We start from the raw sequence: 20,599 nt of genomic DNA on the forward strand, positions 1-20,599 counted from the left end.
TTGCTCACTGCTGGAAGCCTCCCGATGCTGGTGATTCATAGAAGAATCGAACCTCAGCCCACCTGGGCCGCCGAGTTGCACCTGAACTTCGAAGCCCGCAGCAAAAGCCGCCTGCGCTGTTTCAGCGCCGAGGGTGAAGATGTCGGACTGTTCCTCGAACGCGGTCAGCCCCCCCTGTACGACGGCGAATGCCTGGAAGCCCAGGACGGCCGTATCGTGCGGGTCTGCGCCCGGCCCGAACAACTGCTGCATGTCACCTGCAGCAATGCCTTCGAACTGACCCGCGCGGCCTATCACCTGGGTAACCGCCATGTCGCCCTGCAAGTCGGCGATGGCTGGCTGCGCCTGCTCGACGACTATGTGCTCAAGGCCATGCTCGAACAGCTCGGCGCCCGGACCGAAACCCTCGAAGCCCCGTTCCAGCCGGAACACGGCGCCTATGGCGGCGGCCATCACCACTCCCGACATGGCGACGAGGACTTCAACTACCCGCCGCGCCTGCACCAGTTTGGTGTCCGCACATGAATCCGGCCTGGGCGCTGCTGCGCCTGGCCAGCCCGCAATTACCGATTGGCGGCTACAGCTACTCCCAAGGGCTGGAAATGGCCGTGGAGCAGGCCCGGGTCACGGATCCGGCCAGCGCCCGGCGCTGGATCAGCGACCAGTTGCTGCTCAACCTCGCCCGTTTCGAAGCGCCGCTGCTGCTCGCCCATTGCAACGCGGCAGCCGCCGCCGACTGGGCCACGCTGCGGCAACTGGGCGAAGAACACCGCGCCAGTCGTGAAACCCGAGAGCTGTATCAGGAGAGCCGGCAAATGGGCTATTCCCTGCAACAGTTGCTCAATGGCCTGCCGGAACTCGATGACGCCGCCCGCGCCTTTCTCGCCGGGCAAGCCGAACCGCACCTGGCCCTCGGCTGGGCCCTGGCCGCCCGGGCCTGGCGGATCAGTCCCCAGGATGCCCTGGCCGCCTGGCTCTGGAGCTGGCTGGAAAACCAGCTGGCGGTGCTGATGAAAACCCTGCCCCTGGGCCAGCAGGCCGCCCAGCGCCTGACCAGCGAACTGCTGCCGCTGCTGCAACAGGCGCAGCAATCGGCCACGGCACAAGATCCGCGACAAATCGGCAGCGCCGCCTTCGGCCTGTCCCTGGCGTGCATGGCCCATGAGCGCCAGTACAGCCGCCTGTTTCGTTCCTAGGAGAGAAAAATGAACGCACAACCCTTGCGTGTCGGTATCGGTGGCCCCGTCGGCTCCGGCAAGACCGCCCTGACCCTGGCCCTGTGCCTGGCCCTGCGCGACCGCTACAACCTGGCGGTGGTCACCAACGACATCTATACCCGCGAGGACGCCGACTTCCTGGTGCGCAACGAAGCCCTGGCGCCCGAGCGGATCATCGGCGTGGAGACCGGTGGCTGCCCGCACACGGCGATCCGCGAGGATGCCTCGATCAACCTCGAGGCCGTGGACCAGCTGAACCGGCGCTTCCCGGGCCTGGACCTGATCCTGGTGGAATCCGGCGGCGACAACCTGTCGGCGACCTTCAGCCCGGAACTCTCTGACCTGACGATCTATGTGATCGATGTCTCGGCCGGCGACAAGCTGCCGCGCAAGGGCGGGCCGGGAATCTGCAAGTCCGACCTGCTGGTGATCAACAAGATCGACCTCGCACCGCTGGTGGGCGCCTCCCTGGAAATGATGGATGGCGACACCCGGCGGATGCGCGGCGACAAGCCGTTCGTGTTCAGCAACCAGAAAACCGGGCTCGGCCTGGATGCCATCGTGGCCTTTATCGAACGTCAGGGCCTGCTGACCGCCGCCTGATCCATCAACAACGAGGAATCCGTGCATGACACTCAAGAAGCTTTTCGGCGCCGTTGCCCTGCTGCTCACTCCGGCCCTGGCCTTCGCCCACCCCGGACACGGGGACAGCGGCCTGCTCGCAGGGGTGGAACACCCGATCGGCGGCATCGACCATTTGCTGGCCATGCTGGCAGTCGGTCTCTGGGCCGCGCAACAACGGGGTGCGGCGCGCTGGGCGCTGCCGTGTACCTTTGTCGGCACCATGCTGATCGGCGGCGTGCTCGGCTTCGAAGGCCTGCAGTTGCCGGCGCTGGAAAGCGGCATCGCCGCCTCGGTACTGGCCCTGGGCCTGGCCGTGGCGCTGGCGGTACGACCACCGTTGAGCCTGGCCATCGGTGCAACGGCCGTCTTCGCCCTGTTCCATGGCGTCGCCCATGGCCTGGAGTTGCCGGAGATGTCGAGCCCCTGGGCCTACGCCGCCGGTTTCGTGATGGCGACAGCCGCCCTGCATGCGCTGGGTTATGTCGTGGTACGGGTATTGCCGCAAGCCGCGGCACCGCTGGTGCGACTGGCCGGCGCGGCTTCGGCGGCGACCGGGGTCTGGTTGCTCGCGGGCTGAGAATCATAGTGTCCAGGCTGGCCTGCCTGTTACCATGTCGCGCAAACGCCCTTGCCCTGACGACGCCAGCCGATGCCCGATGTTTCCAGCTCTGCCTCCCAGCCTGAATTGACCGCCCTGTTCGCCGCGCTGCAACGGCACTTTCGTCAGGTGATCGTGCCCCTGTGGCAAGGCCCGGGGTGGAATGCCGAACTGGCATTGCCCTATGAGGCGCTGGACGCCGGCCATCGCCCGCTGCCCCCACAGCGCTATCGCGCGATGGCCTGTGCCCGCCAGCTGTATCTGTTCTCCAGCCTGATCGGCGACAGCGCCTTCCCCGACGCCGCCGGTCGCGCCGCGGCGTTGTTCCGTTCGCTGCAACGGCATTTCCACGATGCCGAGCATGGCGGCTGGTTCTACAGCATCGATCCGCAAGGCAAGCCGCTGGATACGCGCAAGGACCTCTACACCCACGCGTTCATCCTCTTCGCCTGCGCCCATTACTGGGACAAGGTCCGCGAACCGCTGGTGGAGTCGGTGCTCAACGCCGTCCTGGAAGTGATCGCCGTGCGCTTCGCCAATGGCGACGGCCTGTATGAAGCCAGCCTGGATCGCGACTGGTCGCCCCTGGGCAGCGGGCCGTTGCAGAACCCGTTGATGCACCTGGCCGAAGCCTTTCTGGCGACCCTGTCGGTACGCGAGGATGCAGCGACGCAAAGCGCGCTGCTGGCCCTGGCCGCCGGCATGCAGCAACGTTTTATCGACCGCCACCACGGCGTGATGCTGGAGAAACCGCTGGGGGCTGTGGATAACTGGTTCGAACCCGGCCATCAATTCGAATGGCTGTTCCTGCTGGAGTCGTCTCCCCTGCTTCGCGACACGCCGCTGCATGGCTCGCTGGATCGCGCGTTCGCGTTCGCCGAGCAGTCGGGGGTCGATCCGCACAGCGGTGCGGTCAGCGGCATGCTCGCGCTCGATGGCACCGTGCGCGATGGCACCCGGCGGATCTGGGCCCAGGCCGAATACCTGCGGGCGTTGACCCTGCGTGTGGATAACTCGGCCCGCCTGCAGCGTCAGCTGACCGCCTTGCAGCAGTACTTCATGCATCCGGGCGGCTGGCACGAATGCCTGGACGCGACAGGCGTGGTCAGCCGCGAGGACATGCCATCGACCACGCCTTACCATCTGGCGACCTGCCTGTACGGCCTGGCCGACTATCTGCGTTGACCGGCTCCTACAGGGTCCGGGTTAACACCGGATATCGGCTACACCCGAAGACTTGTGGGAGCTGGCTTGCCAGCGATGAGGCCATCAAGCCATTCGCCGCCCGTGCGGACGCCATCGCCGGCAAGCCGGCTCCTACAGATCCCTTGATCAGCCCTTGTTGCGCTCGATGGCGAACCCGGCCCAGGTCTGGCTCACCGGCATCAGTTCCAGGCTGTTGATATTGACGTGGGCCGGGGTGTTGAGCACCCAGAAGATGGTGTCGGCGATATCCTGCGGCTGGATCGGCTCGGCGCCGGCGTAGGTCGCGTCATACCGCGCCTGGTCACCGGCGAAGCGCACCAGCGAGAACTCGCTCTCACACAGCCCCGGCTCGATATTGGTCACCCGCACGCCCGTGCCCTGCAGGTCGCAACGCAGGTTCAGGGAGAACTGTTTGACGAATGCCTTGCTCGCGCCATACACATGGCTGCCCGGGTACGGGTAGTTGCCGGCAATCGAGCCCAGGTTGATGATCCCGGCGCCACGGCCATGGGCGATCAGCCGCGGCAGCAGCAGGCGGGTGCTGTACATCAGGCCCTTGATGTTGGTATCGACCATGGTGTCCCAGTCGTCCAGGTCGCACTTGGGCGCCGGGTCCACGCCCAGGGCCAGGCCGGCGTTGTTGATCAGCCCGCGCAGGGTGCTGAAACTCGGCGGCAGGTTGGCGATGGCGGTTTCCATGGCCTTGCGGTCACGCACGTCGAGCACCAGGCCATGGACTTCGGTCTGCTTGGACAACTCGGCGCAGAGGGCGTTGAGGCGCTCTTCGCGACGCCCGGTCAGCACCAATTTCCAACCGGCCTCGGCAAAACGGCGGGCACAAGCCTCGCCAAAACCCGAAGTGGCGCCCGTGATAAACAGCGTGGATGTCATCATGTTCTCCTTGCTCGGCCTGGTTACAGCCAGAAATAAAGTCGGTCGTTGCCCAGCATGCCCGGCCTGAGTGAGGCCAGCAACTCTACCCGTTCGTCACGCCCTCCTCGGCGTCACTGTACAAAAAACGATCAATCACCGCCAAGACAGGCGGGCCGGGCCCTGGCGCCTGATGTGCGCACCTTATCCACAGTCCCGTCCACAGTCTCTGGGGGCAAGTCGAAAGGCGTCGAGCCCTCTATCCACAAGGCTTGCGGCCCTGTTTCAAAAGTTTTTTGCTTGACCCCGGACGACCCCGTATGCAGCGGTCGCCGGAACAGCTCATCCGGCCGATTTCAAAGGGGTGGCTCCAGGCCAGTAACTACGCTGCTCGCGGCGGTCTTTCCAGAGTTTGCCCACAGAGTTATCCACAGGCTGGACAACCCCGTTCCGGCACGGGTTGCACAGCAACAAATCTGTTGACAAATACCTCGGAGACTTGCGCAAAAACCACTGATCAAAAAACACACAACAGGCTACAAGCCACGATTTCAAAGGCCTGTAGCGAGGTACTCCCACGTTACCCACAGCCACCTCCACAGCAAACGGGGACAAGTCAAAACTGTGACAAAACAACTGTTTGCAGCGGCTTTATGTCGCGTTTTACGAAGTTTCCAATTTTGTTGTCCACAATTTCGCGGCGCCGCTGTGGATATGAAAAACGCCCCGGATCCGAGGATCACGGGGCGCTTCAAGGTTGCACATAACCTGCAGGAGCCGGCTTGCTGGCGATGGTGTCCTTTTGGGCACTGCAAGACTTGCTGGCCTCTTCGCTGGCAAGCCAGCTCCTACAGTGACCGTGCCCTGCTGTTACCTCTCCGGTAAAGGCTTAATGCCCGCCCAGATAAGCGTTGCGCACCTCCTCGTTGACCAGCAGTTCCTTGCCGGTGCCACTGAGGCGGATCTGTCCGTTGACCATCACATAGGCCCGGTCCGACAGCTTGAGCGCGTGGTTGGCATTCTGCTCCACGAGGAAGATGGTCATGCCCGAGGCCGCCAGTTCCCGCAGGGTGGCGAAGATCTGCTTCACCACGATCGGCGCCAGGCCCAGGCTCGGCTCATCCAGCAGCAACAGCTTGGGCCGGCTCATCAGGGCCCGGGCAATGGCGAGCATCTGCTGCTCGCCACCGGACATGGTCATGGCCCGCTGGTTGCGCCGCTCCTTGAGCCGGGGGAACAGCTCGAACATGCGCTGCATATCCTCGGCGGCGAACTTGTCGCCAATCGGGATGGTGCCCATCAGCAGGTTCTCTTCCACGGTCATGTCGGGGAACACCCGCCGGCCTTCCGGCGACTGGGCAATGCCGTTGGAAGCGATGTAGTGGGAGGACTTGTGGGTGATATCGACGCCACGGTAGAGGATCTGCCCACTCGCCGCCCGGGGCTGGCCGAAGATCGACATCAGCAGCGTCGACTTGCCCGCGCCGTTGGAGCCGATCAGGCTCACGGTTTCGCCTTCGTCGATATGCAGCGAGACTTTTTTCAGGGCCTGGATCGGACCGTAGAACACGTCCAGGTCCTTGAGTTCGAGGATAGGTTGACTCATACCAGCTCCTCTTCGTCCGCACCCAGGTAGGCCGCGATCACTTTCGGGTCATTGCGGATCGCCTCGGGCCCGCCCTGGGCGATCACGTTGCCGTGGTCCAGCACCACGATGTGGTCGGAAATGCTCATTACCATGCCCATGTCGTGTTCGATCAGCACCACGGTCAGATCGTGCTCGTCGCGCAGCAGCCGGATCATCGCGCTCAGCGCTTCGGTTTCCTGAGGGTTGAGGCCGGCCGCCGGCTCGTCGAGGCAGATGATCTGCGGCCGCGTGCACATGGCCCGGGCGATTTCCAGACGACGCTGCTGGCCATAGGAAAGCTCACCGGCCAGGCGGTTGGCGCAGTCCACCAGGTCGACCACTTCCAGCCAGTAGAACGCCGTGTCCAGCGCGTCGCTCTCGGCCTGACGATAGCCCCTGGTGTTGAGGATGCCGGCCAGCATGTTGCGATTGACCCACATGTGCTGGGCCACCAGCAGGTTTTCCAGCACCGACATTTCCTTGAACAGGCGGATGTTCTGGAAGGTCCGCGCCAGTCCCGCCCGGTTGACCAGGTGGGTACCGCCGAACATCTTGTAGTAGAGCCGGCTGGCGAAGGTCTTCGGCGACACGAAGTCGCTGACGCGGAAAGACTCGCCGAGCAGCTTGATGACATTGGTCACCTCGCCACGGGTATTGAGCTCGATGCGGCCGCCGGAAGCCTTGTAGAACCCGGTCAGGCAGTTGAACACGGTGGTCTTGCCGGCCCCGTTGGGACCGATCAGGGCGAAGATCGAGTTGCGTTTGACTTGCAGGCTGACGTCGCTGAGGGCCTTGATCCCACCGAAGTGCATCATCAGCTTCTCGACCGACAGAATGATTTCATCGTTCATTGCGCGGCTCCCTCGTGCAAAGCGCCTTTACGCGGGGTGACACCGGTCCGGCTGATGCGGATCAGGCCACGGGGGCGCCAGATCATCATCAACACCATCAAGACGCCAAACAGCAGCACGCGGTATTCGGCGAAACTGCGCAGCAACTCCGGGGCGACGGTCAGGACAAACGCCGCGATCACCACGCCGATGGTCGAGCCCATGCCGCCGAGCACCACGATGGCGAGGATCAGCGCCGATTCGAAGAAGGTGAACGAGGTCGGGTTGACGAAGCCCTGGTAGGTGGCGAAGAACACCCCGGCCAGGCCCGCGGTCGAGGCACCGAGGGTGAACGCCGAAAGCTTCACCAGCACATGGTTCAAACCCATGGCGCGGCAGGCGATCTCGTCTTCACGCAGGGCTTCCCAGGCGCGGCCGACCGGCATGCGGGTCAGCCGGTGCTTGATATAGAGCACCGCCAGCACCACCAGGAACAGCACGGCGTAGATGAAGTAGAACTTCACATCCGGGTTGTAGGCGATCCCGAAGAATTCATGGAACGGAATCCCGCCATCCTTCGCCCGCTTGCCGAACTCCAGGCCGAAGAAGGTCGGCAACGGCGCCGGCATGCCGTTCGGGCCACCGGTCAGCGACAGCCAGTTGTTGAGGATCAGGCGGATGATTTCACCGAAGCCCAGGGTCACGATGGCCAGATAGTCGCCATGCAGGCGCAATACCGGGAAGCCGAGGATGCAGCCGGCCATCGCGGCGGCGATGGCGGCCAGTGGCAGGACGGTCCAGAACCCCAGCCCCAGGTACTGATAACCCAGCGCCAGGCCATAGGCACCGATGGCGTAGAAGGCCACGTAGCCGAGGTCGAGCAGGCCCGCCAGGCCGACCACGATATTCAGGCCGAGCCCGAGCAGCACGTAGATCAGGCCGAGGATCACCACCCCCAGCAGGTAGGAGTTGGAGAAGAACGGGAAGATCACCGCGATGGCGATCATCAGCGGGATGATCCAGCGCAGGCGCGACTTGTAGTCCGGCGCCAGCACATGCACGCCCGAGCCGCTGCTCTCGAAACCGTCGAGAATGCGCAGGCCCTTCGATGTCTGCAGGAACAGGCTCAGGGCAAAGCGGCCGAGCATCACGATGGCCACCAGCCAGGCAACACGGGCCGGTTCCAGGTTGAAGCTGTAGCCCTCCAGGACGATCCCGACAATGGGACCGAAGACGATCAGGGCAATCAGGCCGGCAAGAATGGCATCCACCAGGCTTTTTTTGATATCGAGCGATTTTTTAGTGGCTGAGGACATTGCTTACACCTTCGACACAAGAGGACGGCCGAGCAGGCCTTGCGGCCGAAAGACCAGGACCAGGACCAGCAGCGAGAAGCTGAAGACGTCCTTGTAGTCCGAGTTGACCAGACCGGAGAACAGCGACTCGGAAATCCCGAGGATCACCCCGCCGAGCATCGCGCCCGGCAACGAGCCGATGCCGCCGAGCACCGCGGCGGTAAACGCCTTGATCCCGATGACGAAGCCGGCGTAGAAGTCGAAGGTGCCGTAGTTCATGGTGATCAGCACGCCGGCCAGGGCCGCCATGGCCGCGCCGATGACGAACACATAGGAGATCACCCGGTCGGTGTTGATCCCGAGGATCGAGGCCATCTTGCGGTCTTGCTGGGTCGCGCGGCACATGCGACCGAGCTTGGTGTACTTGATGACATAGGTCAGCAGGCCCATGCCGAGGAACGCGGCGATCAGGATAAAGACCTTGGTGTAGGTCAGCTGGACGAAGCCGGTACCGACCTCGATGCGCCAGGCGCCGGTGAGCAGGGTCGGAACCCCTTGCTGTTTCGGACCCTGGGCGATCTGTGCGTAGTTCTGCAGGATCAGCGAAATACCGATGGCGCTGATCAGCGGGGCCAGGCGGGTGGAGTTGCGTAGCGGTTTGTAGGCGATGCGTTCGATGGTCCAGCCATAGACGCCGGTGACGACGATGGTGAAGATCAGGGTACCGAGCATCAGGAGCGGGAAGGATTCAATACCGAAGTAAGCCAGCAGAGCCAGACTGATTGCCGCGAGGTAAGCGGAAATCATGTAAACCTCGCCGTGGGCGAAGTTGATCATGCCGATGATGCCATAGACCATTGTGTAGCCGATGGCGATCAGGCCATAGACCGACCCGAGGGTCAGGCCGTTGACCAGTTGCTGCAGGAAAATACCATCCATAACGCAATCTCACGCATTTGGAGAGACTGCACGCAGGCGCACCGCGACGGACCGGGGTTCAACCACCGCCGCAGCACAGCCATGTGCAGTTCTACGAGAAAAGACAGGTACTGCACGAACACGCATGACGACCGGCCGGCCCCCGCGGGCGCCGGCCGGATCAAGCCTTCATGTCACTTCTGTTTTTCCAGCTGATGGTATTTGCCGGTGTTGTCCCACTGATAAACCACGTAGTCGGAGACTTTCAGGTCGCCCTTGGCGTCCCAGGTCTTTTCGCCCATCACGGTCTTGACCGGGTGCGATTTCAGCCATTTGGCCGCATCTTCGCCCTTGTTCGACTTGGCGCCGTTGAAGCCGGCGGCCAGTGTCTGGATCGAAGCATAGGCGTACAGGGTGTAGCCTTCAGGCTCGGTGCCGGCCTTGCGGAACTGCTCCACGACCGCCTTGCTGTCCGGCAGCAGGCGCGGGTCGGCGCCGAAGGTCATGTACACGCCATCGACGTATTGCGGGCCACCAGCGGTGGTCACCAGTTCGTCGGTCACGACACCGTCGTCAGACATGAACTTGACGTCCTTCAGGCCTTCGGTGCGCAGTTGCTTGACCAGCGGGCCGGCTTCCGGGTGCAGGCCGCCGAAATAGACCACGTCGGCACCGGCCGCGCGGATCTTGGTGACCAGGGCACTGAAGTCCTTCTCGCCACGGGTCAGGCCTTCATAAAGCACCGGCTTCACGCCACGCTTTTCAAGCTGCGCCTTGGTGGCATCCGCCAGGCCCTGGCCGTAGGTGTCCTTGTCGTGGATGACCGCGACTTTCTTGCCCTTGAGCACGTCGACGATGTAGTCGCCGGCGACGATGCCCTGCTGGTCGTCACGTCCGCACATACGGAACATGGCGCTCAGGCCGCGCTCGGTCACCTGCGGGTTGGTGGAGCCGGGGGTGATCGCGATGATGCCCGCCTCGTCGTAGATTTCCGACGCCGGGATGGTCGAGGACGAGCAGAAGTGCCCGACGACGCCGGCCACTTTCTGGTTGGCCAGGTCCTTGGCGACCGTTACCGCCTGTTTCGGTTCGCAGGCGTCGTCGCCCTTGACCAGGACGATCTTCTCGCCGTTGACGCCGCCCGCCGCGTTGACCGCATCGGCCGCCGCTTGTGCACCTTTCATGTACTGCTCGCCAAAGGCGGCGTTGGCACCGGTCATGGGACCTGCCACGCCAATCTTGATATCAGCCTGAGCAAACGCAGAAACACCCAACGCAGCAGCCACTGCGAGGGCTACAAAGCCTTTCTTGTAAAACGTCTGGGACATGAGGTGGTGCTCCAAGGTTTTTTTAGTTGGCACTGCGACTTCACTGAATGCTCAGAGCAAGGGGCGTGCCATAGGTTTTTTGTTCTGCAAAAAGTCGCTGTCTTATTGTTTTATGGACTGTTTCGGGCCCTTTTTAACTGGGCGTGCAACCGTCTAAACCGCGGAAGGTGAAACCCATTTTTTCAAAAGGTGCAACCTAAAGGTGCCACTACTGCAACCACCGCACCGAAAGGCGTGCAACCGCCCTGTAACAACGTGCGTCACCGAAGTGCACACTCACAGTGCGCGACTGCTACATCGCGCACCATTACAGGCTAGCTGCATTGGGTAAAAGCGCCGTCCGTATTGGCGCTTTTGTTGTATCAAATCACTATGCGCAGGCACTGGCCCGCGTGATACAGCGAGAATCCGGCCTCGTACAGACAACTGCGCAGCCCCACCGCCGGGACCGGACGCATCGGCGCGAAGGGAATCGGCAGGGCCTGAGGATTTCCGTTACACAGGTAATCGGCGAATGCCTTGCCGACCACCGTTCCGGTGGTAACGCCGCGACCGTTGTAGCCGGTGACTGCCACTAAACCGGGCGCCGGCTCGAACAGGCGCATCAGGTGATCGGGGGTAAAGGCGATGCAGCCGGTCCAGGTGCACTCCCAATCGACCTTTTTCAGGTAGGGGAAGTAGTGCTGCTGCACCCGATCGGCCCAGGCGCGCAGGAACCACGCGGGTTTCTGATTACCGTTGCCGAGGCTGCCCAGCAGCAGCCGACCGTCGGCATCGCGACGGATGCTGCTGAGCACCTGGCGGGTGTCCCAGGAGCCCTGCCCGCCCGGCAGGATCTGCCGCGCGGCGTCTTCGGTCAGCGGGCTGGACGCGACCTGATAGTAGTAACCGGGAAAGAAATTGCGCCGCAGCTCGGTCCATTCGCCCTCGGTGTAGGCGTTGGAGGCCATGACCACCTGCTCCGCGCTGACCGCGCCATCGCCCGTCTGCACCGACCAGCGCTGGCCCTGGCGCTCCAGGCGGGTGACCGGCGAATGATCGAACAGTTGGCCACCGAGCCCGGCGGCCGCCCTGGCCAGGCCCGAGGTGTAGGCCATGGGGTTGAGGGTGCCGGCGCGCCGATCGAGCAAGGCGGCGGCGATCTTCCTGGTCCCGGTGGCGGTTTCGCAGGCGCTGCCGGTCAACAGTTCCACAGGCGCCCCACGACGCTTCCATTGTTCTTCGCGGCTGCGCAGGTCGGCCTCGCCACGGGCATTGTGGGCCATGTGCAAGGTGCCTTCGCGACGCAACTGGCAATCGATGGCATATTTGTCGACCAGGCTGAACACCAGGGCCGGGGCGGCACCGAGCATGCGATTGAGCTGGCTGCCCACCGCTTCGCCGAAACCGGCCTCGATCTCGTCCGGCGGGATCCACATCCCGGCATTGACCAGCCCGACATTGCGCCCGGAACCGCCATGGCCGGTGCGATGGGCTTCGAGCACGCAGACACGCTTGCCTTGTTCCAGCAGATGGATCGCGGCGGACAGGCCGGTGATACCGGCACCGATCACACAGACATCGACGCTCAGCTCACCCTTGAAGCGCGCCGCCTCAAGTCGCTGCGGCGTCAGTTTTTCCCATAGACACTCTTCGCGTAACGGCATTGCCAGACTCCGAAAATGAAACCCAACAAACTCCTGGACTTGATACGCCCGCCTGTAGCAGCGGGCTTGCCGGCGAAACTGCTGGCGCCCCTGAAGACGCCATCGCCAGCATGCCGGCTCCTGCAGTGTCCGCACCCAGCCGGGCAGTGCGGACGAGCACTGCGCTCGCAGGGCCTCAGTCGAAGGTGATGCCCTGGGCCAAAGGCAGTTCCAGCGAGTAGTTCACGGTATTGGTCTGGCGACGCATGTACCCGCGCCACGCATCGGAACCGGACTCACGGCCGCCACCGGTTTCCTTCTCGCCGCCGAACGCGCCGCCGATCTCCGCCCCGCTCGGGCCGATATTGACGTTGGCGATACCGCAATCGCTGCCCACTGCCGACATGAACTGCTCGGCCTCGCGCACATCGGTGGTGAAGATGCACGACGACAGGCCCTGGGGCACTGCATTGTTCAGCCGCAGGGCCTCGGCGAAGTCGCTGTAGCCGACCACGTACAGGATCGGCGCGAAGGTCTCGCTGCAGACCACTTCACTCTGCTCCGGCATTTCGACGATGGCCGGCGACACGTAGTAGGCATTGGGGAATTTGTCCTGCAACTGGCGCTCGCCACCGAACACCCGCCCACCCTCGCTCAGGGCCTGCTCCAGGGCGTCCTGCATGTTCTCGAAGCTTTGCTTGTCGATCAGCGGACCGACCAGGTTGCCTTCCAGCGGATGGCCGATACGCACCTTGGAATAGGCCGCCTTCAGACGGGTGACGATCTCCGCCTTGACCGATTCGTGGGCGATCAACCGTCGCAGGGTGGTGCAGCGTTGGCCGGCAGTACCGACGGCGCTGAACAGGATCGCGCGTACCGCCATGTCCAGGTCGGCGCTCGGGCCGAGGATCATCGCGTTGTTGCCGCCCAGTTCGAGAATGCTGCGGGCAAAGCGCGCGGCCACTTTCGGCGCCACTTCGCGGCCCATCCGCGTGCTGCCGGTGGCACTGATCAGCGCCACACGCGGGTCATCGACCAGCGCGGCACCGGCATCGCGGCCACCGATGATCACCTGGCTCAGGTACTCGGGAGCATCGTGGAAACTCTTCAGCACCCGCTCGAACAGCGCCTGGCAGGCCAGTGCGGTCAGCGGGGTCTTCTCCGACGGCTTCCAGATCACCGAGTTGCCGCAGACCAGCGCCAGCGTGGTGTTCCAGGCCCAGACCGCGACAGGGAAGTTGAAGGCGCTGATGACGCCGACCACGCCCAGCGGGTGCCAGGACTCACGCATGTGGTGGCCCGGACGCTCGGAAGCGATGGTCAAGCCGTAGAGCTGGCGCGACAGACCGACCGCGAAATCGCAGATATCGATCATTTCCTGCACTTCACCCAGGCCTTCCTGGGTGATCTTGCCGGCTTCCCAGGACACCAGTTCGCCCAGGTCGGCCTTGTATTCACGCAACACCTCGCCGAACTGGCGCACCAGCTCGCCACGACGTGGGGCCGGCACCTTGCGCCAGGCGTCGAAGGCGCGCTCGGCACGGCTGACCTGCTGTTCCACTTCCGCCGGGCCTTCCCAGCTCACGGAGGCGATGCGACTGCCGTCGATGGGCGAATGCACAGGCTGCTTGCCCTGTTGGTACAGCGCCGGGTTCACGCCAAGACGATCGAGCAATGCGGCAACCATGGGGTCACTCCTTCAAACGGGAATCGGAAATCTTCAGCCGGAAAAACACGGCGTTTCAGACCTCTAGTTGTAGCGGCCTTGAGACTTGCCAACAAACGACCTTTAGGCGAGATATCATTCCGTTTATTCATGCAGCGCAAGAAACAGAAGAAAAGGCCCGTTCATGCTGAATAAAAGACACCTGCCCTCGATCACTGCCCTGCAATGTTTCGAGGCCGTCACCCGCCATCTGAGCTTCACCCGCGCGGCAGAAGAGCTGAACCTCACCCAGAGCGCGGTCAGCAAACAGGTCGCGCAGCTCGAGGAATTGCTCCAGCACCTGCTGTTCCGCCGGGTGCGGCGGCGCCTGCAACTGACGCCGGCGGGCGACCTGTACCTGGTGGAAGTCCGAAAAATCCTGACCCAGGTAGAAATGTCGACGCATTACCTGCGCTCCTACGGCGGTGAAACCGAAGTCCTGCGGGTCTCCACGCCGTCGACTTTCGGCGCCCGCTGGCTGGTGCCGAGGCTCAAGGGCTGGCGCCTGCGCCACCCGCATATCCATCTGGACCTGTGCAACGAGCAGGAAGCCGACGATCTGCTGCAAGGCCGTAGCGACCTGGCCTTCTATTTCGGCCAGGGCTCACGCCCGGGCACCGAGTGCGTGAAGCTGTTCAGCGAGGAACTGGTGCCGGTCTGCGCGCCCTCCAGCCTGCCGGACAAGCCGTTCGCCGACCCGACGCAACTGAGCGACCTGGTCCTGCTGCAGAATGCCTCGCGCCCCCAGGCCTGGCATGACTGGTTCGAAAGCCAGGGTTACCAGACCGAACACAGCTACCACGGGCCGCGCTTCGAAACCTTCTACATGTGCATTCGCGCGGCGCAGGTCGGCTGTGGCGTGGCCCTGCTGCCACGGTTCCTGGTGGAAGAGGAACTGGCCGACGGCAAGCTGGTCATTCCCTGGCAGCACGCGATGCCCAGCCACGACGCCTATTACCTGGCCTATCCGGAGCATTCGGCGGAAGTACCGAAGGTGCGCGATTTCGTGCGCTGGATGCTGGAGCAGATCGACAGTCCCGTGCAATCTTGAGGATCGTTTCGCGGGCAAGCCCGCTCCCACAAGGGATATGTGATCGACTGCAGGAATGAGCTTGCCCGCTCCTGCTGGGGATATGCGATCGACTGCAGGAATGAGCTTGCCCGCTCCTGCAAGGGATATGCGATCAACTGCAGGAATGGGCTTGCCCACTCCTGCTGGGGGTATGCGATCGACTGTGGGAGCGGGCCCGGTCCGGGTGGCACTCCGACGAAAAGGCCGGGGCAGCCAACAAAAATCGCTGGTAAAACCGCCCGCGGATATGCGCCACTAGCGGTCTTCATTCAAGTACTGCCAGGACGCTGCCATGACGCGCGACCGGCATGGAGATACCCGTTATGAGCGATAAGGCCTTCGGCGATCGCATTGTGCAGAACCTGCTCGACACCGACTTCTACAAGCTGACCATGATGCAGGCGGTGCTGCACAACTACCCCAACGTCGAAGTCGAATGGGATTTCCGCTGCCGCAACAGCGAGGACCTGCGTCCGTACCTGGCGGAAATCCGCTACCAGATCGAGCGCCTGGCCGAGTTGAGCCTGAGTGCCGACCAGTTGAGCTTCCTGGAACGCATCAGCTTCCTCAAGCCGGACTTCCTGCGCTTCCTCGGCCTGTTCCGCTTCAACCTGCGCTATGTGCACACCGGGATCGAAAACGGCGAGCTGTTCATCCGCCTGCGCGGTCCGTGGCTGCATGTGATCCTGTTCGAGGTGCCTTTGCTGGCGATCGTCAGTGAAGTGCGCAACCGCTACCGCTATCAGGAAACCCTGCTGAGCCAGGCCCGCGAGCAGCTGTATCGCAAGTTCGACTGGCTGAACGCCAATGCCACCCCCGACGAGCTCGCCGAGCTGCAGGTCGCCGACTTCGGCACCCGCCGGCGTTTCTCCTACCGGGTCCAGGAGGAAGTGGTCAGCGTGCTCAAGCATGACTTCCCGGGGCGCTTCGTCGGCACCAGCAACGTGCACCTGGCCCGCGAGTTCGACATGAAGCCGCTGGGCACCATGGCCCACGAATGGATCATGGCCCACCAGCAACTCGGCCCCCGGCTGATCGACAGCCAGATCGCCGCCCTCGATTGCTGGGTCCGCGAGTACCGCGGCCTGCTGGGTATCGCCCTGACCGACTGCATCACCACGGACGCTTTCCTGCGGGATTTCGACCTGTATTTCGCCAAGCTGTTCGACGGCTTGCGCCATGACTCCGGCGACCCCGTGCATTGGGGCGAAAAATGCATAGCCCGTTATCACCAGCTGGGCATCGACCCGATGAGCAAGACCCTGGTGTTCTCCGACAGCCTCAGCCTGCCCAAGGCCCTGGAGATATTCCGGGCCCTGCGCGGTCGGATCAATGTCAGCTTCGGCATCGGCACCAACCTCACCTGTGACATTCCCGGGGTGGAACCGATGAGCATCGTGCTTAAAATGACCGCCTGCAACGGTCAGCCGGTGGCGAAGATTTCCGACGAGCCGGGCAAGGCCCAGTGCAAGGACCCGAACTTCGTCGCCTACCTGCGCCACGTGTTCCAGGTGACCGACTAATCCGTTTTCGATTGAATGTTACGTGAGGAGTGAATCATGCAAGCCGTACAGCGCCAGATTGCTGAACAGCTCAAGGTCCAGCCGCCGTTCGCCAACCAGGCCGCCCTCGAGGCCGAGGTGGCAAGGCGCGTCGCCTTTATCCAGAACTGCTTGCGCAACTCGGGCCTCAAGACCCTGGTGCTGGGCATCAGCGGTGGCGTCGATTCGCTGACCGCCGGCCTGCTGGCCCAGCGCGCCATGCGTGAACTGCGCGAAAGCACCGGCGACGCGCAGTACCGCTTTATCGCGGTGCGCCTGCCCTATGAAACCCAGTTCGACGAACACGACGCCACCGCCTCGGTGAACTTCATCGACCCCGACGAGCGCCATACCGTGAATATCGGTCCGGCAGTGAAGTCGCTGGCCGGCGAAGTCGCGGCCTTTGAAGGCAAGGCGGCGGTCTCGCGGGACTTCGTGCTGGGCAACACCAAGGCGCGCATGCGCATGGTCGCGCAATACACCATCGCCGGCGCCGCCAATGGCCTGGTGATCGGTACCGACCACGCGGCGGAAGCGGTGATGGGCTTCTTCACCAAGTTCGGCGACGGCGCCTGCGACCTCGCGCCCCTCAGCGGCCTGGTGAAGAACCAGGTCCGGGCGATTGCCCGCAGCTTCGGCGCCCCCGAGTCGCTGGTGGAGAAGGTTCCGACCGCCGACCTCGAAGACCTCGCGCCGGGCAAGCCGGACGAAGCGTCCCATGGCGTGACCTATGCCGAGATCGACGCCTTCCTGCACGGCGAAGCGGTGCGCCAGGAAGTCTTCGATATCATCTGCCGGACCTACGAAAAGACCCACCACAAGCGCGAGATGCCTTTCGCGCCATAGGACCCATGATGATCGTTCCCATGCTCTGCGTGGGAACGCCTCACCGGACGCTCCGCGCCCAGCCTTACTGCGACGACGCGGAGCGTCGAAGGCTGCATTCCCACGCAGAGCGTGGGAACGATCAAAAGCGCGAGATGCCCTTCGCGGGCAAGCGGTTCGCCCACAGGTTGCGCTCGGACCGGGAATCCGGCTCCGACCCGATCACTGTGGGAGCCGGGCTTGCCCGCGAAAGCGCCAGCCCGAGGAACAAATCCCTTCCAGACACCACAACCCGACAAAACGGAATGAACCCAGCATTTTTTTTCGCTTGCCCGGTTGCCGTCCGGGGGCTTTCATAGGGACTCATTTTTGCCGCCAGAGTCCTGCCCCATGTCCTCCTTCGAAGGCCTGTTCTCCCTTGTCGCTTCCGTGCTCGGCCAACCCGCCGCCCAGTGGCTGGAACAACACGTCGACGTGCCGGTGGCGTTGCATGACTTCTCCCGCAGCGACGACGCCCTGCATCGGGTCTGGCTGGCCGAAGCCCTGAACCTGTGCCTGTTCCACAAGCTGGTGGAAGCCGTGCCCGATGGCCGCCGCTATGTGGAAGAACAGGCCGGGGACGGCCGCAAGGTGGTGTTCGACCATGGCGCCATCCGTACCGTCGACTGGCCCGAAAACGGCGAACTGCCGCGCGGACGCCTGGCCTTCTCGCGACTGCTGGAGCCCCTGGGCTTCACCGATGTCCGCACCTACCCGCTGACCAAGCTGGGCATGACCGGCTGGGGTTATCGCCAGATGGACCTGCCGGAGGATATCGCCCAGTTCTTCGTCTCCGAACTGCACCCGGGACGCTTCAGCGAGGCCTTCCAGGACGCCGTCGGGCGCGTAGTCGCTTCCAGCCGCGATCCGCTGCAGGCCGAGCACCTGAGCATTCTCAAGCGCCTGCGCCTGACCCGCCATTGCCAACTGGGCGAAGCCCTGCTCCTGTTGCCGGCGCTGTACCAGGCCTTTGGCCGGCAACACGGCGCGGTGCACGAGGCGGACTACCGGGTCCTGCTCGGCGAAAGCGCGGAAATGGCCTGGATCGCCACCGAGGGCAACAGCTTCAACCACCTCACCGACCGCGTCGCCGATCTTGAGGCCACGGTGGCGCAGCAGCGCCAACGCCAGCGACCGATGAAGGACAGCATCGAAGTCTCCGCTTCCGGCCGGGTGATGCAGACCGCCTACCGTGCCTGCACGGTCAGCCGCGGGCTGATCGATGCCCAGGGCCAGTATCGCGAGCATTCGGTGCCGGGCTCGTTCGTCGAATTCATCCAGCGCCGGATCGATCCGGAAACCGACCGGCTCGACCTGAACTTCGACAGCAGCAACGCCCAGGGCATTTTCAAGATGACGGCCTCGAAGGCCTGAAGCAATGGCCTGTTTATCGTAGGAAATTTCTGTTTTATTCGGCACCTCTTGAGACGCAGGAAACACCTCGGCAGTCTGCGCCAACCCTTGTTGGTCAGGACTGCCGCCGATGTTGTTCTCGCACAAAGCCCCTCATATCCGGGCCACGCCCCTCTTCCAGCGCCCGTGGATCATTCCGCTGTTCGGACTGATCGGCGCACTGTGCTGGATCGCCACCGCCACCAGTCAGTCAGGCACCACGGCGAACGGCCGTCCCAGCAAGGAACACTTCACCCTGACCGGCGCCATGCCCGGCCAGACGGCATTGCGCGCCAGTGCCCGCTATACGCCCGATCGCCAGCAGGTGGGTTGCCCCTACCAGCATCCGACCCTGCACTTCGATACCCCTGCGGGCGACACCCGCCGCGACTTCGACTTCGACATACCCACCGGCTATGAACTGCCCGACTGCCAGCTCTCGCTGAGCGAGGTGAGCTTCGAGACCGAGGCGTTCTACGGCCGGGACAACCACCAGCGCAGCATCAGCAACAGCGGCGCCATCACCCTGCGCGACGATCTGCGGGCGGGCGTGTCGGGATTTCCGGCGTCGGGGGAAAAACACTATCGCGGTCTCTGCCACTGGCAGGAGCAGGACACACCGGCCGGCGTCGAGCCGCAGAAAACCCTGAGTTGCCACAGTGTCGACGAGCAGTGGCAGATGCTTGGCAATGACTACAAGCGCAAGCAGCTGGGCGGGGTATTCAGCCGCCAGGAGCTGGAGGGGAGGAAGATTCGGCTGGAGTTGAGGATGGGTGATCAGTCCTGACCCCGCGTGGCGCGGGGTCAGGTGCGACAAAGGCCGTTACTTGAGGGTGACGGTGCCTTTCATCATCGAGATATGGCCCGGGAACGAGCAGAAGAAGCCGTACTTCTCACCCGCGGCCAGCTTCGACACATCAAAGGTCACCGAGTCTTTCTCGCCGGCACCGATGATCTTGGTATGGGCGATGACACGGGCGTCGCCGTCCTTCAGGTAGTTCTTGTCGATCCCCGCCGCCATGCCGTCAGAGGCGATCGGCTGCATATCGGCTTCCTTGCTCAATACCCAGTTATGGCCCATGACATTCTTCGGCAGGCTGCCACTGTGGGTCAGTTCGACGGTGAAGGTCTTGCAGCTCTTGTCGATTTCAATGGCCTTGGTATTGAAGGACATCTGGTCGGTGGAATCGACGGTGGTCTTGCACTCGGCGGCAAGCAACTGACCACTGGCGAGGGTCAGCAAGGATACCGCAACAACTTTGGCGAACATGGTGAATCTCCAAGGCAGGGTATGAAAATCAAGGGATCAAATGGGAAGACTGCCTGAAACCAGGCCGGGTTCCCATGATCTGAATCAAGAGATTGTATACAATCCTAAGCTATCGCCTCGATGGATACAATCAACCAGCCAGACGAACCGGCGCGGCTTAACATTAGCCCATCGTCATCCACCGGAGCGTCTGCCATGCCTCTCAACAGCCTGCTGTACAGTTTGCTCGCCGCCTACGCCTGTGGTGCCTGCGGCACCTGTGAAACGCCGGCCCGCGAGCGTTAAAGCTTGGAGCCTGGTCGGCCAGCCTTTACTCTGGAGGCAGAGCGCGCTGGCGCCCGTGTCCGCCCGTGCCATTGCCACGTGTACTGCGTGACGAACACAGGCACAATACGCGCCGCTCAACCTCACCTTCGACCCCAGAGGATCGCCCATGGCCAAACCCAATTACTCCTTCGCCAAACGTCAACGAGACCTGGCCAAGGAACAGAAGAAAGAGGAAAAGCTGCAACGCAAGAAAGCCGAGGCCGAAGCCCTGCTGACCCCTGAAGCAGACAGCGACACCGCGCAAGACACTGAAGAAAAAGAGCAGGCGCCGGACGCCTGATCACACCGGA

At 63.2% G+C, this 20,599-nt stretch carries 20 protein-coding genes; 11 read left to right on the plus strand and 9 right to left on the minus strand.

The window, feature by feature from the left end:
• The first annotated feature begins 24 nt into the window (after nucleotides 1-24).
• The 5 genes from ureE (at nucleotide 25) to ACL9RJ_RS15340 (ending at nucleotide 3,624) form a co-directional block, all read left to right on the plus strand.
• Nucleotides 25-525: an urease accessory protein UreE gene (ureE, locus tag ACL9RJ_RS15320; protein WP_017125684.1), complete on the plus strand. Its 501-nt coding sequence runs from the start codon at nucleotides 25-27 to the stop codon at nucleotides 523-525.
• Nucleotides 522-1,196 carry an urease accessory protein UreF gene (locus ACL9RJ_RS15325; RefSeq protein WP_017125685.1) on the plus strand — a complete coding sequence of 225 codons (675 nt, stop codon included), beginning with the start codon at nucleotides 522-524 and terminating at the stop codon, nucleotides 1,194-1,196. Before ureE ends, ACL9RJ_RS15325 begins: the two co-directional genes overlap by 4 nt.
• Before the next feature lie 9 nt (nucleotides 1,197-1,205).
• Entirely contained in the window at nucleotides 1,206-1,820 is a 615-nt protein-coding gene (gene ureG / locus ACL9RJ_RS15330; RefSeq protein WP_017125686.1) for an urease accessory protein UreG, read from the plus strand.
• Between the two features lie 25 nt (nucleotides 1,821-1,845).
• Nucleotides 1,846-2,418: a HupE/UreJ family protein gene (locus tag ACL9RJ_RS15335; protein WP_103033011.1), complete on the plus strand. Its 573-nt coding sequence runs from the start codon at nucleotides 1,846-1,848 to the stop codon at nucleotides 2,416-2,418.
• 72 nt (nucleotides 2,419-2,490) lie between these two features.
• Nucleotides 2,491-3,624 carry an AGE family epimerase/isomerase gene (locus tag ACL9RJ_RS15340; RefSeq protein ID WP_042935143.1) on the plus strand — a complete coding sequence of 378 codons (1,134 nt, stop codon included), beginning with the start codon at nucleotides 2,491-2,493 and terminating at the stop codon, nucleotides 3,622-3,624.
• Nucleotides 3,625-3,771: 147 nt separating this feature from the next.
• Here ACL9RJ_RS15340 and ACL9RJ_RS15345 read toward each other — a convergent pair whose 3' ends face one another.
• The 8 genes from ACL9RJ_RS15345 to ACL9RJ_RS15380 form a co-directional block, all read right to left on the minus strand.
• Nucleotides 3,772-4,536, minus strand: a complete 765-nt coding sequence (locus ACL9RJ_RS15345; protein ID WP_017125034.1) for an SDR family oxidoreductase — start codon at nucleotides 4,534-4,536, stop codon at nucleotides 3,772-3,774.
• Nucleotides 4,537-5,404: 868 nt separating this feature from the next.
• A complete protein-coding gene (locus ACL9RJ_RS15350) occupies nucleotides 5,405-6,121 on the minus strand; it encodes an ABC transporter ATP-binding protein (protein WP_177108822.1) in 717 nt (238 codons plus the stop codon).
• Nucleotides 6,118-6,993: an ABC transporter ATP-binding protein gene (locus ACL9RJ_RS15355; protein WP_017125036.1), complete on the minus strand. Its 876-nt coding sequence runs from the start codon at nucleotides 6,991-6,993 to the stop codon at nucleotides 6,118-6,120. The genes ACL9RJ_RS15350 and ACL9RJ_RS15355 overlap by 4 nt, the downstream gene beginning before the upstream one ends.
• Complete coding sequence (gene livM / locus ACL9RJ_RS15360; protein WP_422765437.1) at nucleotides 6,990-8,288, minus strand: high-affinity branched-chain amino acid ABC transporter permease LivM; 1,299 nt, start codon at nucleotides 8,286-8,288, stop codon at nucleotides 6,990-6,992. The genes ACL9RJ_RS15355 and livM overlap by 4 nt, the downstream gene beginning before the upstream one ends.
• Nucleotides 8,289-8,291: 3 nt before the next feature.
• Complete coding sequence (locus ACL9RJ_RS15365; RefSeq protein ID WP_017125038.1) at nucleotides 8,292-9,206, minus strand: ABC transporter permease subunit; 915 nt, start codon at nucleotides 9,204-9,206, stop codon at nucleotides 8,292-8,294.
• Between the two features lie 173 nt (nucleotides 9,207-9,379).
• Nucleotides 9,380-10,513, minus strand: a complete 1,134-nt coding sequence (locus tag ACL9RJ_RS15370; RefSeq protein WP_042934891.1) for a branched-chain amino acid ABC transporter substrate-binding protein — start codon at nucleotides 10,511-10,513, stop codon at nucleotides 9,380-9,382.
• 362 nt (nucleotides 10,514-10,875) lie between these two features.
• Complete coding sequence (locus ACL9RJ_RS15375) at nucleotides 10,876-12,159, minus strand: NAD(P)/FAD-dependent oxidoreductase (RefSeq protein ID WP_017125040.1); 1,284 nt, start codon at nucleotides 12,157-12,159, stop codon at nucleotides 10,876-10,878.
• 175 nt (nucleotides 12,160-12,334) lie between these two features.
• Nucleotides 12,335-13,825, minus strand: coding sequence for an aldehyde dehydrogenase family protein (locus ACL9RJ_RS15380; RefSeq protein WP_017125041.1), 1,491 nt, complete (start codon nucleotides 13,823-13,825; stop codon nucleotides 12,335-12,337).
• 163 nt (nucleotides 13,826-13,988) lie between these two features.
• Between ACL9RJ_RS15380 and ACL9RJ_RS15385 the strand changes: the two genes are divergently transcribed.
• The 5 genes from ACL9RJ_RS15385 to ACL9RJ_RS15405 all read left to right on the plus strand — a co-directional run bounded on the left by ACL9RJ_RS15385 (nucleotide 13,989) and on the right by ACL9RJ_RS15405 (nucleotide 19,499).
• Nucleotides 13,989-14,894, plus strand: coding sequence for a LysR family transcriptional regulator (locus tag ACL9RJ_RS15385; protein WP_017125042.1), 906 nt, complete (start codon nucleotides 13,989-13,991; stop codon nucleotides 14,892-14,894).
• Nucleotides 14,895-15,238: 344 nt separating this feature from the next.
• A complete protein-coding gene (pncB, locus tag ACL9RJ_RS15390; RefSeq protein ID WP_017125043.1) occupies nucleotides 15,239-16,438 on the plus strand; it encodes a nicotinate phosphoribosyltransferase in 1,200 nt (399 codons plus the stop codon).
• A 36-nt stretch (nucleotides 16,439-16,474) separates the two neighbouring features.
• The gene (nadE, locus tag ACL9RJ_RS15395) at nucleotides 16,475-17,302 is read left to right on the plus strand and encodes an ammonia-dependent NAD(+) synthetase (RefSeq protein ID WP_017125044.1); all 828 of its coding nucleotides are present in this window, start codon (nucleotides 16,475-16,477) and stop codon (nucleotides 17,300-17,302) included.
• 369 nt (nucleotides 17,303-17,671) lie between these two features.
• On the plus strand, nucleotides 17,672-18,694 hold the full coding sequence (locus ACL9RJ_RS15400) for a DUF1338 domain-containing protein (RefSeq protein WP_017125045.1): 1,023 nt from the start codon (nucleotides 17,672-17,674) through the stop codon (nucleotides 18,692-18,694).
• Between the two features lie 109 nt (nucleotides 18,695-18,803).
• Nucleotides 18,804-19,499 (plus strand): hypothetical protein, encoded by a 696-nt coding sequence (locus ACL9RJ_RS15405; RefSeq protein WP_422765438.1) that lies wholly within the window; start codon nucleotides 18,804-18,806, stop codon nucleotides 19,497-19,499.
• Nucleotides 19,500-19,535: 36 nt separating this feature from the next.
• Here the strand turns inward: ACL9RJ_RS15405 and azu are convergent, their stop codons facing one another.
• Nucleotides 19,536-19,982, minus strand: a complete 447-nt coding sequence (gene azu / locus ACL9RJ_RS15410) for an azurin (protein ID WP_017125047.1) — start codon at nucleotides 19,980-19,982, stop codon at nucleotides 19,536-19,538.
• Between the two features lie 433 nt (nucleotides 19,983-20,415).
• On the opposite strand from azu, the gene ACL9RJ_RS15415 reads away from it, so the two are divergent.
• On the plus strand, nucleotides 20,416-20,589 hold the full coding sequence (locus tag ACL9RJ_RS15415) for a hypothetical protein (RefSeq protein WP_017125049.1): 174 nt from the start codon (nucleotides 20,416-20,418) through the stop codon (nucleotides 20,587-20,589).
• Nucleotides 20,590-20,599: the final 10 nt, after the last annotated feature.

This window comes from Pseudomonas sp. Mn2068, assembly GCF_049319725.1.
In the GTDB taxonomy this organism is placed as follows: domain Bacteria; phylum Pseudomonadota; class Gammaproteobacteria; order Pseudomonadales; family Pseudomonadaceae; genus Aquipseudomonas; species Aquipseudomonas gingeri.

What these genes read in the sequence shown, in the direction of transcription:
- ACL9RJ_RS15400 (WP_017125045.1), top strand. Translation starts at nt 17,672, where the DNA reads ATGTCCTCCTTCGAAGGCCTGTTCTCCCTTGTCGCTTCCGTGCTCGGC.
- livM (WP_422765437.1), bottom strand. Translation starts at nt 8,288, where the DNA reads ATGTCCTCAGCCACTAAAAAATCGCTCGATATCAAAAAAAGCCTGGTG.
- ACL9RJ_RS15335 (WP_103033011.1), top strand. Translation starts at nt 1,846, where the DNA reads ATGACACTCAAGAAGCTTTTCGGCGCCGTTGCCCTGCTGCTCACTCCG.
- nadE (WP_017125044.1), top strand. Translation starts at nt 16,475, where the DNA reads ATGCAAGCCGTACAGCGCCAGATTGCTGAACAGCTCAAGGTCCAGCCG.
- ACL9RJ_RS15365 (WP_017125038.1), bottom strand. Translation starts at nt 9,206, where the DNA reads ATGGATGGTATTTTCCTGCAGCAACTGGTCAACGGCCTGACCCTCGGG.
- ACL9RJ_RS15325 (WP_017125685.1), top strand. Translation starts at nt 522, where the DNA reads ATGAATCCGGCCTGGGCGCTGCTGCGCCTGGCCAGCCCGCAATTACCG.
- ureE (WP_017125684.1), top strand. Translation starts at nt 25, where the DNA reads ATGCTGGTGATTCATAGAAGAATCGAACCTCAGCCCACCTGGGCCGCC.
- ACL9RJ_RS15375 (WP_017125040.1), bottom strand. Translation starts at nt 12,159, where the DNA reads ATGCCGTTACGCGAAGAGTGTCTATGGGAAAAACTGACGCCGCAGCGA.
- pncB (WP_017125043.1), top strand. Translation starts at nt 15,239, where the DNA reads ATGAGCGATAAGGCCTTCGGCGATCGCATTGTGCAGAACCTGCTCGAC.
- ACL9RJ_RS15340 (WP_042935143.1), top strand. Translation starts at nt 2,491, where the DNA reads ATGCCCGATGTTTCCAGCTCTGCCTCCCAGCCTGAATTGACCGCCCTG.
- ACL9RJ_RS15350 (WP_177108822.1), bottom strand. Translation starts at nt 6,121, where the DNA reads ATGAGTCAACCTATCCTCGAACTCAAGGACCTGGACGTGTTCTACGGT.
- ureG (WP_017125686.1), top strand. Translation starts at nt 1,206, where the DNA reads ATGAACGCACAACCCTTGCGTGTCGGTATCGGTGGCCCCGTCGGCTCC.
- ACL9RJ_RS15355 (WP_017125036.1), bottom strand. Translation starts at nt 6,993, where the DNA reads ATGAACGATGAAATCATTCTGTCGGTCGAGAAGCTGATGATGCACTTC.
- ACL9RJ_RS15415 (WP_017125049.1), top strand. Translation starts at nt 20,416, where the DNA reads ATGGCCAAACCCAATTACTCCTTCGCCAAACGTCAACGAGACCTGGCC.
- ACL9RJ_RS15380 (WP_017125041.1), bottom strand. Translation starts at nt 13,825, where the DNA reads ATGGTTGCCGCATTGCTCGATCGTCTTGGCGTGAACCCGGCGCTGTAC.
- azu (WP_017125047.1), bottom strand. Translation starts at nt 19,982, where the DNA reads ATGTTCGCCAAAGTTGTTGCGGTATCCTTGCTGACCCTCGCCAGTGGT.
- ACL9RJ_RS15345 (WP_017125034.1), bottom strand. Translation starts at nt 4,536, where the DNA reads ATGACATCCACGCTGTTTATCACGGGCGCCACTTCGGGTTTTGGCGAG.
- ACL9RJ_RS15405 (WP_422765438.1), top strand. Translation starts at nt 18,804, where the DNA reads ATGTTGTTCTCGCACAAAGCCCCTCATATCCGGGCCACGCCCCTCTTC.
- ACL9RJ_RS15370 (WP_042934891.1), bottom strand. Translation starts at nt 10,513, where the DNA reads ATGTCCCAGACGTTTTACAAGAAAGGCTTTGTAGCCCTCGCAGTGGCT.
- ACL9RJ_RS15385 (WP_017125042.1), top strand. Translation starts at nt 13,989, where the DNA reads ATGCTGAATAAAAGACACCTGCCCTCGATCACTGCCCTGCAATGTTTC.